This window comes from Actinomyces sp. 2119 (genome assembly GCF_003591215.1).
GTDB classification, from domain to species: Bacteria; Actinomycetota; Actinomycetes; order Actinomycetales; family Actinomycetaceae; genus Actinomyces; species Actinomyces lilanjuaniae.
The window spans coordinates 67,611-84,362 of sequence record NZ_QYRR01000007.1; the positions used below are offsets into that span (position 1 = coordinate 67,611).

At 69.6% G+C, this 16,752-nt stretch carries 2 protein-coding genes (1 of these 2 cut by a window edge); both read right to left on the bottom strand.

Going from position 1 to position 16,752, the window contains the following annotated elements:
• The gene (locus tag D4740_RS09695) at positions 1-13,728 is read right to left on the bottom strand and encodes an SDR family NAD(P)-dependent oxidoreductase (protein ID WP_119836747.1); all 13,728 of its coding nucleotides are present in this window, start codon (positions 13,726-13,728) and stop codon (positions 1-3) included.
• A protein-coding gene (locus D4740_RS09700) for an SDR family NAD(P)-dependent oxidoreductase (RefSeq protein ID WP_119836748.1) crosses the window boundary here: on the bottom strand, positions 13,725-16,752 show its final stretch. 5,075 nt of this gene lie beyond the right edge of the window; 3,028 of the gene's 8,103 nt are visible here — the last part of the coding sequence; its start codon lies beyond the right edge, outside the window — the gene reads right to left on this strand; its stop codon occupies positions 13,725-13,727. Before D4740_RS09700 ends, D4740_RS09695 begins: the two co-directional genes overlap by 4 nt.

Consider the following 16,752-nt stretch of genomic DNA (forward strand, 5'->3'; position numbering starts at 1 on the left):
TCAACGGAGCCAAAAACTCTTGACGGCTCGCGCGACCTCGGCAATATGCTGCTGATCACAGATGGTGAAGTGGTCAGCATCCACGTCCTTGATGGTCAGGGCTCCGCCCAGATAAGGGGCGAGCCCATTGGACGGGTCCTCGCGTAGGCGTCCGACGACGGGCATCTGATTGGGATTGTCCGGCCCGACCTGGCCCTGTGACGCGCGTAACATGAGGGTCGGCACACGTGTCCCCAGCGCACGCGGTAGATACCTCTCGAGCGCGGCGTTGTTCTGCGTGATAACCCTGTGATTGGCCTTCACGAGGTCCCTGACCTCCTCCAGGGTGCGCTCCTTCGAGGCACCAGCGTGAAGATAACGGGAGACGATCTCAGTCCTGGCCTGCGGCTCCATACCGGTAAGCTGCCCGTGGGAGATACGCCCCTGCACCTCCCAGCGCTCACCGAGCGCGTTCGCGATCAGCACCAGTGCCACCAGGTCGAAGTCATAGTCCTCAATGTTCTCCGTCTCAATGGCGTGCCACGCGGCAGTGTTCGGCATGATCGGATCGATCAGAGCCAGGGAACGCACCTCGGCTCCGGTCTCGACAAGCTGCCGGGCGCACTCGAAGGCGAGGATGCCGCCCATTGAATAGCCACCGATCCGGTAGGGCCCAGTGGGGTCTACCTCCCGCATCGCCAGGATGTGTGAGGCTGCCAGGTCCTCCAGGCAGTCGAATGTCCGGGCGCTGCCGTCCAGGTGGAACTGCTCGAGGCCGAACAGCGGGTGCGCACCCCCCAGGTTCTGGGACAGGTGCAGCGCGTAGCTGACGTCACCGAGCAGGCTGTGGCACCAGAAGCTCGGCCTGAGCTCGCCACGTGGGTTGATAGGGACCGCGCTGACCGGTGGTGCGGTGGGCAAAGAGCTCACCCGCGACCTGCGCGGTGCGGGCTCCTCGCGCGGCGGTGGCACCACCAGCCGCTCGAGCCCCGTGGCACTGCCCCAGACTGTGACCGTGGCTGCCGCACCGACCAGAGGAGGGATCGGCCAGTTGGCCACGGCGGTGACAAGAGAGCCTCGCTCCCACGCTGCCCGCTCCACCCAGAGGGCGATGGACTCAGGTCCCATACCACAACGCCCCGTAGAAAGCGCCTGGCTGATGTCGGCCACCTGGCCCTCGGCCAGACGTCCGAGGTCGACCTGCCAGTCGCGCGCGAGGCTGCGCACCACTGCGGCCAGATCGTTCTCACCCGTCGTCTCGGCCTCCGGCTCCACCAGCGGCTCGGCCAGCACGAGCTCCGCTACCTGAACCCCTGCGTCCGCAAGCCGCCGTGTGACCTCGATACCCAGTACAGCCGCCCGCCCCGAGGCCATCAGGCGAACCGGTGCCTCTCCCGTCTCAGTGATGATGCTGCGGACGCACTCGTCCGCACGCACCGCGATGGTCCGGGACGGCTGGGCGTCGTCAGGGCCTGATCGGAAGGTCGAGGACTCGACCCCGAGAACAGAGCCCCCCGAGAGCATGCGCCCTGACTCGTCCTCAAGCAGAGCCAGTGCCCAGGTCAGCTCGCCGGTCTCGCCTGGGAGGCAGAACAGTCGTGGCCCGTCGGGGTCCTGCCCGGCGGCCAGACGGTACACCGGGGCCACGGGCTCCTTCGTGGTGTCGGCCGACCGGGGCCCGCTGCCCACGGCTGCCGCTTCCGGAACCGGCACCGTGACACCGGGTGGGATGGTCGTGTCCTCACACCGGGGCAGGAGCACCATGTCCACGAAGCCCTCGATGGTCGGGTGCTCGATGATGGACAGCATCGAGATGTCCTTCCCGAACTGCGCCTGTACCACCTGCATGATCCGAAGCCCTGCGATCGAGTCGAGGCCGAGGTCCCGAAGGTCGTCAGCCTCGCTGACAGCCTCAAGGGGTGTCTCGAGGTGGTCCACGATGATCCGGCGGAACTGCCGGACCAGGTCGGCCCTCCCTCCTGCCGGGGACTCCACCTCCCCGGCCGACTGCGGGTCGGAGGCGTCCCTGGCTAGGACAGGAGATTCTTCCACCAGCACAGGGGCAGGACCCTGCCCCCCATCGCCGCGAGACAGCGTTGCGGACGCGCCAGTGCCCTGATCCGACGGCGCTACAGGCGCTGGCAGGGCTGCCGCCCCCTGAACCAGCCAGTGGGAGTCCCGGGCGAAAGCGTGTCCGGGAAGGCTGACCCGTCTGCTCCCGGCACGCCTGCCCAGGTCCCAGTTGACGTGCCGTCCGCAGACCCAGCGGTCTGCAAGGACGCTGGAGGTCAGAGGCTCCTCAGACGGGGCCTGGCCGGCTTCCTCACCGTTTTCCTCACCGTCGGCTCTCACGGTCTCAAGCGTGCCGTGACGCACCGACTCGTGAGTCTGTCCCTCGAGCCAGCCGTACAGCCTGCGGGCCAGGCTGGAAACGTCCGCTGCCACCACGGCGAGCCGGTGGTCGTACTCAGCACGTCCCTCCTGCAGAGTGAACGCCACGTCGTGAAGAGCCAGGTCGCGGCCCGAGCCCACTGGCCCAAGCAGATCCGCCAGCGCCAGCACCGTCTCACGCAGCTCACGCTCGTCACGTCCGGAGATGACCACCACGTTGTCCGAGGGCCCCGCAGACACAGGCCCTAGGGCCGGGGCCAGCGGAGCCTCCTCCAGGGCGACGTGGGCGTTGACGCCCCCGAAACCGAAAGAGCTGACCCCGGCACGCCGGGGAGCAGGGGAACGGTCCTGCCCGGTCGGCGCCTCCCAGCACTGGGGCTCTGCCACCAGAGTGAACGGGGTCCCGCTCAGGTCAATGAGCTCGTTGACCCGCTGCAGCCCCGCTAGCGGAGGAATGATCCTGTGCTGAAGGGCAAGGACCGCGCGGACCAGGCCAGCGATGCCCGCCGCCGTCTCTAGGTGGCCGATACCGGTCTTCCCCGTGCTCAGCCCGCACCGTCCCATGCGCATGCCTCCTGCGCGCAGCCGTTCAGCCGCCATCGTCAGGCCAGACACCTCGACCGGGTCCCCAAGTCGGGTACCGGTACCGTGGGCCTCAATGTACTGCGGCCCCTCCTGGACACCCGCCTCCTCCCAGGCCCGCACAATGACGTCAGCCTGTGACGCGGGCTGCGGGGCGCTGAGCGAGGCAGCGCGCCCCCCGTGCCCGACTGCAGTTCCACGGATGACGGCGTAGACGTGGTCGCCGTCCTCCTGCGCGGCGCGCAGCGGCTTGAGCAGCACCGCTCCCACGCCCTCACCCCGGACATAGCCGTCGGCACGACTGTCGAAGGTCTTGCACCTCCCGTCAGGCGCGAGCATCCCTGAGGAAGCGAACGCCTCAAAACCGGATGTGGTCAGCAGCACGTTCACCCCGCCGGCGACTGCCATGGCGCACTCGCCCGAGCGGATCGCCCGCACCGCCCGGTGCACAGCCACCAGCGAGCTCGAGCAGGCGGTGTCCACTGGCTCGGACGGCCCTCGAAGGTCAAGCAGGAAGGAGATGCGGTTCGCCAGCACGCTGTGAACGTTGCCCGTGACCAGCTGGCCGTCGCTGTCCGCGCCCTGGGACTGAAGGAGCTGCCCGTACTCCGTGCCAGCCACCCCGACGAAGATGCCGGTTGGGCTCCCGGCCAGCCCCGCCGGATCGTAGCCAGCATCCTCGATAGTGTGCCAGACGGTCTGGAGGAAGAGGCGGTGCTGCGGATCCATCAGCCGCGCCTCACGCGGGGAGATGCCGAAGAACCGTGCGTCAAACTCATCAACCGCGTCGATGAAAGTACCCAGGTGAAGCCCCGCACCTGGACTGCCGCCTGGTGCTGCCCCGCAGCGCCAGGCGGGCAGCGACTGGGTCTCTACCCTGCCGGCCAGGGTCGCGCGCCAGTACCCTGCGACATCCCGTCCACCGGGGAGGCGGGCGGACATACCGATGATCGCCACGAGGCCCTCCTCAGGCTGGGCAGAGGAGCAGCCTGCGACCCGCGCGGCAACGTGCGTCTGAGCGGGCCCAGGCCTGTCGCGGCGAGCCTCGTCTGGCCGCTCGCGCCACCCCCGGACGAGGTCCGCGAGGTCTGCCACGGTACGCGCCTCGTAGAAGTCCGAGGCCATCAGGCTGGCACCGTGCTCGGAGCGCAGGAGATCAGTCAGCGCGACGACCGACACCGAGTCGAGCCCAAAGTCGCTGATCGAGTCCGTGTCCTCGATCTCGTCAAGGCCGATCTGCAGCACGTCGGCCAGAGCTGCACGCACCGGTCGGCTCCAGTCCTTGTCAGTGGGGCCGTCGGAGGACTCGCTCGCAACGGGAGGGGAAGGCACCGGGTGCGACACAGCCTCGGCCTCCTCTGGCTGATCCAGGCTGACAGACTCGGGCGCAGACGCGGCCACGGCCTGAAACCAGTGCCGCACCGGGGCGAACGGGTAACTGGGCAACGTGGTCATCCGGGCACCCGTGACGCCCAGGCTCTCCCACTGCGGGGTCTCACCCCGGATCCACAAGGAGGCGGCCTCCTCGGCCGGGCTCAGCAAAGCGCCCGGCGGCCCAGGGGCTGCGGCCGAGTACAGACCAGGGACTTCTTGAGCCGGCTCAGCCAGCCAGCTGCGCAGGGCAGTCTGCAGCTCTCGCAGGCCTGTGGCGACCACGGCCAGACGGTGGCTCAACGGCTCGCGCCCACAGAACAGCGTGTAGGCCACGTCCTGGGGCTCGTGCTCGGCTGCGGGATCGGCCAGGGCATCAACCAGGCGCTCGACAACCTGCTGGAGCTGGGCGGGCCGTCGCGCCGAGAGGAGAAACGGCAGCTGTCCGACCTGCAAGCGCGTAGCAGTGGTCACCGGGCGTGCTGGAGGCTCGGACAGGAGAAGCTGCGTATTTGCTCCGCCCGCCCCAAAGGAGTCTACGAGGGCCAGGCACCGGCCGGGGCGCGGCCTGCTCCACGGTTCTTGCTCCGTGACGACACGAAGGCGCGCATCAGGATCGTGCAGGAACGGATCATGAGCCTCCACCGATGGCGCGATGGTCCCGTGCTGCATCTGGAGGAGGACCTTGGTCACCTGGGCGACCCCTGAGGCGGCCTCGAGGTGGCCGAGCAGCCCCTTCATAGTGCCCACACGGCAGTCCGCGTCCGAGGCACCACCGATGACAGCACGCAGGGCGCTGGCCTCGGCCTCGTCCCCGAGCCTGGAGCCCATCGCCTGGGCCTCCACGTACCCGATGTCACGGGGACTGGCACCAGCGGCACGAAGCGTGGCCCGGAGCTGGGCCGCCTCAGCAGCGGCGCTCGGGGAGAGGTAGCTCTCGCGAGCACCGTTGCTTGCCATCGTCGACGCCAGGACACAACCGAGCACGCGGTCCCCGTCCCTCAGGGCGTCCGCCAGCGGACGCAGCAGCAGCGACCCCACCCCTTCGGAGGTAACCGTCCCGTCAGCGGTCTCGGAGAAGGGCTGCGGCCGCCCGTCCTCGGACAGCATGCCCCCCTGGGCCAGCCCGAGGTGGTGCCCGGGATGGAGGATGAGGTTGACTCCTCCCACCACCGCCATGCCGCACTCGCCCCTCCGCAGGCTCTCGCAAGCGAGGTGGATGGCCGTCGCCGAGGAGGAGCAGGCCGAGTCCACGGTGATGCTCGGACCGTCAAAACCGAAGGCGAAGGATACGCGGTTAGCGATGCCCCACGATCCTGACCCAGCGAGCACCTGGTTCCCCCGACCCCACTCCTGCGCTACGAGCGCCTCGTAGGGGTTGTCCATGGCGCCGACAAACGTCCCGACACCGGCTGCCCGAGCAGCGTGGGACACCGCGTTGGCACGGCTCCGGGGATACCCGGCGTCGTCAAGCAACTCCCACACGTTCTCCAGGAGGAGCCGCGCCTGGGGGTCCATCGCCGCCGCCTCGCGGGGGGATATCCCTAGCAGCAGCGAGTCGAACTGGTCGATGCCCTCCAAGAAGCCGCCCCACCGCGCCGACGGGTGCTCAGACAGCACGTCGGCCGACCACCGGGACGCCGGAACCGGGCCGATGGTCCGTCGCCCGGCCAGCAGGTTCTGCCACCACTGCGACAGCCCCTTCGCCGCCGGGTAGCGTCCGGCCATCCCAATGACGGCGATCTCGGAGACGACGTCGCCAGTGCCCGCCTCGCTCCCCAGGGCGGGACGCCTCTTCCCCGGCACGGGCGAAGGAACCGCTCGCGTGTCCGCGCTCCCGAGCACGAGGCTCCCCAAGCCCGGTCCAGGACCATCGGCGTCGCCCAGGGTGTCGTCCCCAGGCCGGTCCTCGTCCAGGGCGCTGGGCGCGAACTCAGCGGACAGGGCGGTGGCCAGCCCGGCAAGGGTCTCAGCGCCGAGCACCGCCTCCGGCGCAATGGCCCCGAACCGCTCCTCCAGCCGGTCGAGCACCTCAAGAGAAGCGACCGAGTCACATCCGTACGCCGAGAGCCGCTGGTGAGGATCAATCTTTTCCCCGCGAAGCCCGAGGACCACGGCGTAGACCTCCCCCAGCTCGTCCACGAGAGCCTGAGGGGCAGCCTGTGAGGGTGCGGAGGCCGGCACGGGGACCGGCGGAGAAGCGGTGCGGTCCGACGCGGGCTCGTCCGTCAGCCGATCCGAGCCAGACATGTCCTCCTCCCAGGACGGGTCTCCTCCGCCCAGCAGCCTCGCCGGGTGCTCCGGGTCGAGAGCCAGCCACGGACCACGCTCAGCGACCAGGACCATCTGGCCCATCGCCTCTTCCATGGTCCCCACCTTGTCCTGCACACCGACCAGCTCGATGCGGGCAAACCCGGCTCCGACCGCCGCAGCACGCCAGGCGCCTGGTTCCAGCAGCGGTGAGTAGGGGATGCGCAGCTCGCGGTCCGTGGCGAGCCACCAGCCGTCGGTCAGGCCGAAGACCAGGGTCATGAAGTCTCGGACCCGAGTGGCCTCGTTGACGAGGAGGATCCCGCCAGGACGGAGGAGCTCAGCCGTATGCGCCAGCGTGGTCGCCATGTCCCGCGTGGCGTGCAAGACGTTCGTAGCCACGACCACGTCGTAGCTGCCCGACGAGTAGCCCTGATCAGCAGGCGGGCGCTCAATGTCCAGCACACCCGTGGTCACGTCGACGAGGTGGTTCCGATAGCGCGAGGCGGCACCACGCGCCAGGGCCGGTGAGATGTCGGTGACGTCGTACCGCTCAACCGAGGCTGCCACGTCGACAAGCCCGTCAAGGAGATGGTCCGTCGTCCCTCCCGTGCCCGCACCCACCTCGATCAGGCGCAGGGGACGTCGCGTACGGGTGACGAGCGACCGTACCGCCTCCACCACCACCGAGCTGAAGTAGTCTGCCCGTCGGTTCCCCTGGTAGACCGCCGCGACAAGCCGGTCAGATCCTGCGGGGAAGAGCACCGCGTTGCCGCGCACCGTGCCGGCCAGCACGTCCAGCAGCGCCCGGGTACACCGGTCAACCAGGGTCACGTAGGCTGCGGTCCCGGGACGTCGGCTCTGCAGCCTGTCCAGCGCCAGCTGGAGCGGCTCCGCTGCTGAGCGGGTCCGTCGGCCTCGGTCAGTCACGCGCAGGACACCATCGGCACCTGCCTCGACGTAGCCTCGGCGGACCAGGATGTCGATCACGGCGTCAAGCAGCGGGCGGTACGCGGCCACCACCCTCAGACGCTGAGCGGTCTGCTCCGGCTCCTCCCCCTCGTCGGGTATGCCCAGCAGGTCTGTGTGCACCACCAGGGCACGGTGGGCCACCTCCTCCAGCTCGTCGAGCGCGTCAGCGTCATCAAGCGGCTCTACCTCATGCATGAAGCGGGCAAGATCCTTACTGAGCGCGGACCGCGAGCCGCTGTCGGACCCCAGTCCCACCTGCCACCGCGGCGTGAGCGAGGCTGCGCGGAAGGGCGCGACCTGTCGCAGCCGTGTGCCCACGGCTGCCGTCAGGGCGGCAAGACCCTCGGCAGTCGTGAGACCGGCTACCCCCTGGTCCGCCATGCGAGCACGGTACTCCTCGGTCGCCACGGCTCCGACCTCCCCCCAGAATCCCCAGTCGAGCACGGACACCTGGCGGCCCCACCGGGCCGCCAGGTAGCGCGCATAGGTGTCCATAAAGCTCGACGCCGCCGCGTACGCTCCCTGCCCACGGGCTCCGGTGAAGGAGACCGCCGAGGAGAAGAACACAAGCCGGTCGACCTCGACGTCCCACAGCGCGCGGTGCAGCGCCACCGCCCCCGCCACCTTGGGAGCCATCACCTTGGACAGATCCTTCTGGGTCAGGCCAGCGATCACGCCGTCACCCATGACGAAAGCGGCGTGGATGACACCATCGAGCCGTCGGCCAGCACCGGCTGCCAGTTCCACCGCCGAGCGCATGTCAGACTCGTTGGTGACATCGCCCTGCACGTAGACGAGCCGGGGACTCGCGTCCAGCGCGGCACGCACAGCGGGCGCCAGAGCCTCGACAGGGCGGCGTCCAACCAGGTACACCTGCGCCAGACACTGCTCGACCAGCATCTGTGCCACGGCCATACCCAGGCCGCCGGCACCGCCGACCACCAGGTAGGTCCCCCCAGTGGAGAAGACCTCGGAGGCGCGGTAGCCCGCTGGCATCACCGCTGCGTCATACTGCTTGCGCAGTAGCACGCCCGCACAGACGACGTGCTCATCACCCGAGGCCACGGGTGACAACCGCGCCACTGTACTGGCGACAGAGGCAGCACCCCCGGCGCTCGACAAGTCGGTGGCGCTCACGTCCACGGAGGCGAACACCACCCCGGGAAGCTCCGAGGCTGCCACGCGGGTGAGGCCGAGCAGGCCCCCGGCAAAGGGATTCCACGCCGTCTCGGCATCCAGCTGCTGCACGTCGTTGGTCACGACCACCAGCCGGATTCCCCGGCCTCTTCCCGGCATCTCCGTGAGCGCCTGGCAGAGCCGCACCATGAGCAGGACCGTGTGGTCCTGGCAGGCCATGGCGTCCTCAGGATCATCCCCGGCGTAGCGGCGTCGGGCCAGGCCGGTGAGGAGGTAGACCGTGTCGCCCGGCCGCACCCCGGCTACAAGCTGGTCGAGGTCAGCACGGCCCAGCGACTCTGACTCTCGCAGCACGAGGCGCGCTGCCAGGCCCGCACGGTGATGCCGCGTCAACACGTCTCCAAGCCCGAAGTCCTCCTCCACCGTGAGGACGACTGCCCGTCCCGCCGGCTCGGCGCCCGTCGCGTCGCACACCACCCAGCGGGGGAAAAGACACGGCACCAGCAGTCTGGAGGTCGACGGTCCCGGAGCGCTCCGGCTGCACTGGTCCGACGCCACGTCACCGGAGTCCTCCCACCCGCGACCGCCACCGCCTGAGACTTCCGGGATCCGCACCGCCAGAAGACCCTCGAAGGCGACACACAGACCCTCTGAGTCGGAGACCGTGACGTCGCACAAGGCGCCGCGGTCCCCGTGGAGCCTGGACCGCACACGGGCGTGCACCGATGCGGCGCCGTGCGGCCTGCGCGACAACGTGACGCGCTCGACCGCCTGGGGGACCAGGGGAGCCGCCCCGTCCTGGGCCAGTGCGAGCAGAGGATGCATCATGCTGTCCAGCCACGGTGCTGGCATCCACCAGGTGCTGTCCGGCCCCGCCGGGTCGGAGCCGACGCGCGGCATGACGGTAGCCAGGGCCTCGTCCCCATCCTCCGAGACCCGGAACTCTGTTACTCCCTGGTACACGGGGCCCAGGTGCAGCCCCTGCCGATCTGCCTGGGCGTAGATCGTCTCTGGTTCAAGTACCCGGCTGCAGCGACCCCGGGCGCGGTCCAGAAGGTCAGGCACATCGCCCTGTGGGAGTGCGGCAGGAACGACCCGGCCGACGGCGTGCACCGTGGCAGCCCCACTGGTGGCTGCCGAGGTGATCTGGAGTCGGCCATCGTCCATGGCAGCCACCATGACCTGGCTCGGCCCGTCCTCAGCAAGTAGCAGGGGGCTGCGCAGCTGCAGGCGCTCAACGGCCCACGCTCCCGTCCCCGCCGTGTCAACCATCGCAAGGAGGTGGGCTGCGGCTGGGACGACACGCTGCCCCCTGACCCGGTGCTGAGCCACCAGCGTGTCCTCAGGATGGTAGGTGACCCTTCTTCCCTCACCCGGGCCTGGCGTCGCAGTCCCCCTGACAGGCAGGTCCTCCCCGACCCAGTAGCGTTCCCCCTGGAAGGGGTAGCCTGGCAGGTGGATCCGGCGGGCACGGGCACCGTCATCGAACAAGGAGCTCAGGTCCGGCGTGGCGCCGCCCAGCCAGGAGTCCACGGCAGCCGCCCTGGGGTCGCCTGCCAGTGCACGTACCTGGTGCTCCCTGCCTAGCTCAGCGCCGTCAGCCAGCTGGGCGAGCCGGTCAAGGAGCACACTGATCGTCTCCGCCCGGACAGCAGCCCGTACCGCAAGAGACTCCCGCCCGGCACCCAGGGTCCAGGCGACGTCCGGAAGGCGTAGCCGTGCCGCTCGTCCGGCCAGGTTGTCGCGCAGCCTGAGGGCCAGGCGCCGCAGGTCAGTCTCGGTGCGGGCCGATAGCAGGACCACCTCCGCACCCTGCGGCGACTCACTCCCAGGTTCAGCGTCCTCCTCGGGGGACTCCAGGACCAGGCAGGCGTTCGTTCCGCCAGCGCCGAAAGAACTCACAGTGGCCAGGAGCGGCCCATCGTCGGGCGAGCGCCATGGCTCCACACCGCGCTGCGGGCGGAACGGTGAGCGGGCCCAGTCGATGCTGGTGCTGGCTGGCTCGCAGTGGAGCGTGGGCACCAGCGTGCAGTGCTGCATCTGGAGCACACACTTGACAACCCCGGCCACCCCCGCAGCCGCCTCAAGGTGCCCGATATTCGACTTGACAGACCCGATGGCACAGCCGTGGGGACCAGCCTCGCGAGCGAAGGCTCGTTCCAGGCCCTCGATCTCGATGGGATCGCCGAGGGCAGTTCCCGTGCCGTGAGCCTCCACGTACGACACGGCCGCCCGGTCGACCCCCGCACGGTCGAGCGCCTGCGACACCACAGCGCTCTGCGCCCCGGGCCCCGGCACGGTGTAACCGTTGGTCCGACCGCCGTGGTTAACCGCAGTCGACCTGATGACCGCCCGGACGGGGTCGCCGTCACGCCGTGCGGCGGCGAGCGGCTTGAGAACCAGGACCACGGCCCCCTCCCCGGGCACGTACCCGTCCCCGCCCTCACCGAAGGCCCGGCACCGTCCGTCGGAGGACAGGAACCTGTGCTGGGCCAGGGCGACATACTTCGCCGGGTGCAGCGACAGGTTGACGCCACCCGTGATAGCCACCATGGACTCTCCACGACGGATGCTCTCGCAGGCCTCGTGCAGCGCGACCAGCGAGGAGGAGCACGCGGTGTCGATAGTCATGCTCGGCCCGTGCAGGTCCAGCAGGTAGGAGACCCGGTTGGCCACCGACCAGTAGGACGACGTCGGTGAGGTCATCTGTCCCCGGCCCCACTGCTCGATCCCGAGCAGCTGGTACTGTCCCGACGTGACTGCGGCGAAGACCCCGACCCGGTGCTCGCCCTCCACGCGGGAGCAGCTCCGCAGCATGCTCGGTGAGCAGGCGGCGTCCTCAAGGGCGTGCCAGGCAGTCTCAAGAAAGAGACGCTCCTGCGGGTCGATGAGCGTGGCCTCACGCGGCGACATCCCGAAGAACAGTGGGTCGAAGTCAGCCACGCCCTCCAGGAACCCGCCCCACCTGCTATTAGTCCTGCCAGGGGTCCCCGGTCGCGGTGAGTACCATCGGTCGGCGTCCCACCTGTCATCAGGCACTTCCGTGACAAGGTCGCTCCCAGCCAGCAGGTGCGCCCACAGCTCGTCGATATCCTGAGCACCGGGAAAACGACCGGCCATACCGATGATTGCGATGCCCTCCTCACTGGCCCCGTGCCTCTGCTCCTGTACCGTCGCCGTGTCGGCGAGCGTGCCCGGAGAGGAGACACCGCCGAAGGCATCCGGATGGTCTGCGGACAGCTGCTCCGCCAGCGACCTGATGCTCCGGTGCTCGTAGAACAGGGAGGCAGGCTGGGGCCCCAGGCGTGGTTCCATGGCCGCCCCGAGGCGGCGCACCATGAGCGAGTCGACTCCCAGTAGCTCAAATGGCGTGTCCGGGTCCACCGCACCCTTGGGGAACCGCCCAGTCTGCTCGACGAGCCCCACCAGCCAGGAGACCGCATCGCCACTGCCAGCCCCTTCCTGGGGAACACCACTGCCCCTGGGGCTGGGGGCCGTCGTCACCGCCGTCCCCAGGTGGGTGTGCAGGAACTCGCGGAAACGTGTCAGGTCCCCCACCACAGGGCAGGGCTCCACCACGGGTGAGGCGAGAGCGGCCTCCATGGCGTCCAGCCCGCTCTGCGTCCTCAGCGGGACCAGCCCGGTAACCTCCCGGAGGTGGTCGCGGTTCCAGTCGTCAAGGGGCATCCCGCCGTCCTCCCAGAAGGGCCAGATGAGGGACTGCGTCCTGCCCTGGCGGCGCCCGGCACGCACCTCCTCCTCCCGCAGGTGGGCGAGTTCACCCAGCGCCCGACTCACGGCAGCGTAGGGCGCCTGGCCTGGTGCGCCAAGGTAGGCGCTCGAGGAGGAGAAGAGCACGAACCGCTCAAGGGGCTGGTCCCGCGTCGCCTCGTCGAGCGTGACCGCGCCCTCGGCCTTGGCCGCCCAGCTCCTCCGGAGCACGTCGTCATCCACGCTGCGGACGAGGCTGGCCGACGAACTTCCTGCCAGGTGGAGCACGTTGCGCAGCGGCCCGAACCGCTGGACCGCCTCCTCGACAGCGCAACGCACGGCGTCCGGGTCAGTCATGTCCGCGCGGGCATAGAAGGCCCGCCCGCCGAGTGCCTCCAGATCCTGGCAGAAGTCCAGGACGCCCTGGTCAGCCGGCCGCCGTCCTACCAGCACCAGACGTGCTCGGCACCGGCGTGCCAGGTCGGCGGACACCAAGCGTCCCAGGCCTCCTGCGCCCCCGGAGACCAGCCAGGTGCTCTCATCGCGGAACACCTCCTCGGCAGGACGCGGCTCAGGGCAGGCAGTCTCCTCCAGTACCTTCACAGTTCGGTGGCCGTCGACGTAGCGGACCTCGGCACTGCCCGGAGAGGCTGTGCCGAGCTCGCGCTCCGCGACTCGCACCGCCTCGTCGTCCCCCACGTGCTCACCCACGCCGACTGAGGTCCAGGACAGTCGACCCTCCTCCGCCCGGGCGATCTGCCCGTAGGCGGCCACCGCGCACGCACGCACCGACCAGCCCGGCCCTGAGCAGACCCAGACCACCTGGTTGTCAGCCTGCCCTCCGTCTACGCAGAGCGTGCGGACCAGTCCAGCAGCACAGGCAATGCTCTCGCTCCCGTGCAGGCGACTACCATCCAGCACAACCAGGCACCGGTGCCCGGGGTCCGTGAGCGGCGCCGCGCCAAGCGCCTCGGACCACCACCGGGCCCAGGCCAGGACGCCGTAGCCTCCGCCCGACCCCGTGTCCAGCAGGGGAGGATCCACAACGTGGTACCCACCCCCCAGCCTCTCCGGGCGGTGGTCGAGCCCGGCAACGATCACGCTGGTCCGGTTCCCCGGGGCAGCAGGGGCTGGCGGGCTGGCCTGCCACCGGGGCGAGAACCATCCCACCGACGTCGTGCTGTGCAACACGTCCTGTCGTGCTGGCGCGTCCGAGTAGAGCGCCTTCAGAGCGGCTGCGGCCGCACGGCTGGACATCCTGCCGTCTCGCACCGCCTGCAGGATCTGCCGCTGTCTCCCGACTCCTGCTGTGTCTGCCACTGCTTCTCCAGTCATCGTCCGTCCTCCTGCCCCTGCTCGAGCTGTTCCTCGACCTCGGCGATGCTCATCTCGCCCGACTCGAGCCGTGCCAGCAGCTGCACGACCTCGTCGTCGTCCTCGTCCACGGACACCCAGTAGCGGTCCCTGGCGAAGGGATAGGTCGGCAGGGAGACACGGCGCCGTACCGTGCCCTGCGGGCGCTCCCAGGAGACCTCAGCACCCGCCACCCATCCGCGGGCCACAGCGGCCACACTCTCATCGGGGCCGATAACCGGGCCTGAGCCGGGCGCCGCTGTCCCAGACCAGACTGGAAGCCCTTCTGCGTCGCCGGTGAGATAGGCCCTGAGCAGGTCCGCCCCCGCACGAACGTCGCTCGCCCTCAGCGCCAGCCGGTGCCGGTGCGCGTCCCGGCCGACCTGGAGGGTGTAGGCGACGTCCCTCAACGGGACCCCTTTCTCCTCCGGGTTGGCCATCATTGCGTCAAGCCGGTCCAGCAGCGCGGTCACCAGGCGCTGGAGCTGCTCCTCGGATGCTGCCGACAGGACAAGCAGCTCGTCCCGCAGGTCATGGGGATCGTCCGGGCCTGGCTCGCACCTGGACTGCGTCATGTACTCCTCAAGCAGGAGGTGCGCGTTCGATCCGCCGAACCCGAAGGAGCTCAGCCCTGCGCGCCGTGGAAGCAGATGTCCCGAGGAGTCGACCAGACGGGTCCACGGTCGGCGGCGATCTACCAGCCAGAACGGGCCTCCCTCCAGGTCCAGCTGCGGGTTGACCTCCGACAGGTGCAGCGACGCGGGGAGGACTCCGTGGCGCATGGCCAGCAGCACCTTGACCAGCCCGGCGGCCCCAGCAGCCGACTCCATGTGACCGAGGTTGGACTTCACAGAGCCGAGACCGCACCAGGGCACGCCTTTCTCCTCCTCCCCGCCAGCTCCTCGGGCAAAGGCCTCCCGCAGTCCCGCCAACTCGATCGGGTCACCCATCTGGGTCCCCGTTCCGTGCGCCTCGACGTAGGTGACGGTACTGGGCGAGACGTCAGCCCGCTGGTACACCTCAGTAATCAGTGCCGCCTGCGCACGGGGACTCGGCACGGAGAGGGACCGAACGCGCCCTCCGTGGTTGACCCCGGAGCCTCGGATCACACCGACGATGTTGTCACCATCCTGTTCGGCGCGGCACAGTCTCTTGAGCAGGACGGCCACCGCCCCCTCGCTGCGCACATAGCCGTCTGCACCAGCGCCGAAGGACTGGCAGCGGGCGGTCGGCGAGAGAAACCCGCTGTTCTCGAACGCCGCAAAGAGGTCATCGGAGAGGAGGAGGTTCACGCCTCCTGCGATCGCCGCGTCGCAGTCCCCCGCCTGCAGGCACCGGACCGCTCGGTGGACAGCCGTCAGTGAGCTCGAGCACGCGGTGTCCACGGACTCGCTGGGTCCGTGGAGGTCCAGCAGGAAGGATACACGGTTAGCCAGTACCGCGTGGGAGCTGCCGGTCGCGGCGTAGGGGTCGTGGCTCCTCCCGGCCTGAACGACCAGAGCGTGGTACTCCGCGACAGAGACACCGGCAAACACCCCTGTCCGTGAGCCACGAAGGGCAGACAGCGCGTACCCGGCGTCCTCGATGCTGCTCGCCGCCACCTGCAGGAAGAGGCGGTGCTGGGGGTCCATCAGCTCAGCCTCAAGCGGGCTGATGCCAAAGTACCTGGCATCGAAGGCGTCGATGTCGTCGACGAACCCGCCGCCTCGAGTCGCCTTCCCCTCCACCAGACCCGGCTCGGACCGGTCCAGCGGGGTGGAGCGACGCGTCACCAGGTCCGCCCCCTCCATAAGGCGCTGCCAGAGGGCACTGGTATCCGGCGCTCCCGGAAACATACCTGCCATTCCCACGACGGCGACCGGCTCCCGACCGCTCGCGCACCCAGGACCGTCTGAGACCGGAGGCGGAGTCATGTCGGGCTCCACCTCCATGGGCGTGAGCGTGTCGGCAGCAGGAGACGCCTCCTGCTGGCTGGCCCACACGTCGACCTCCTGGGGGCGAAGCTCGCTCAGGGCCTCCGCCAGGGCGTCAATGGTCCCCCGCTCATACAGCAGAGTGGACGGCAGTGGCCCTAGGTGGTGCTCCAGGAGCCTCGTCACCTGCCGTACTCCGAGTGAGTCCAGATTCAGGTGGTCGAACTGCCGGTCGGTCGCCACACGCGTGACCGGCAGCCGGAGGTAGCCCGCAAACAGGGCGCGCAGAGCCTGGCGCACCCGGTCACGGCGCTCGCAGGACACCGCTCCTGGCTGCCCGCCTGGCACTACGAGGGACCTGTCCGAAGACGGCGGGGTCGCAGTCTCGGGCCAGCACCGCTCCAGCTCGAACGGGCAGCCAGGCAGAGCGACACGTCTACCAGGCCCTGCGATCCTGTCAGCGGCTGGCCCCCCGGCCTCCCAGCGACGCAGGTCCCGAAGAAGCTCCTCCGGGCCGTCGAGCTCGTGCTGCTCCCCGCTGGCGGCCAGCTCGCGCAGCCTGGTGCAGGCCTGGGCCAGGCTCGTCGCCAGCACCACGCGTCGCTGCGCCTCGTGGGTCCGCCCAGCGGCCAGGGTGGCAGCCACATCCAGGAGGCTGGTCTCAGGGCGCCCCTCGAGACACCTCGCCAGCCGCTCGGCGTAGGCCTTGAGCCTCGCCACCGAGCGGGCGGAGACGAGCAGAGCCGAAGGCTGCCCGGCAGCCGGGACCGCCGCCTCAGCACAAGGTGCCGCCTCCTCCACCAGGACGTGGGCGTTGACACCGCCGAACCCAAAGGCGCTCACAGCCGCCCGGCGCGGCGCAGAGCCGCTACCGACAACCGGCCGGGGCCACGGAGAGGCCTCGCGCAGGAGGAAGAACGGCGAGCTGTCCAGGTGCACCTGCTGGTTCAGCGGGTCAGCGTGCAGCGTGGCTGGTCGCACCCCTGCCTCTGTCGCCAGCACAGCCTTGGCCACCCCGACCAGGCCAGCGGCCGCCTCCAGGTGACCGATGGCTGACTTAACCGACCCCAGCCCGCACCATGGTGCTCCCTCG

Excerpts from the sequence above, each read along its gene's own strand:
- D4740_RS09695 (WP_119836747.1), bottom strand. The coding sequence starts at position 13,728 with ATGACTGGAGAAGCAGTGGCAGACACAGCAGGAGTCGGGAGACAGCGG.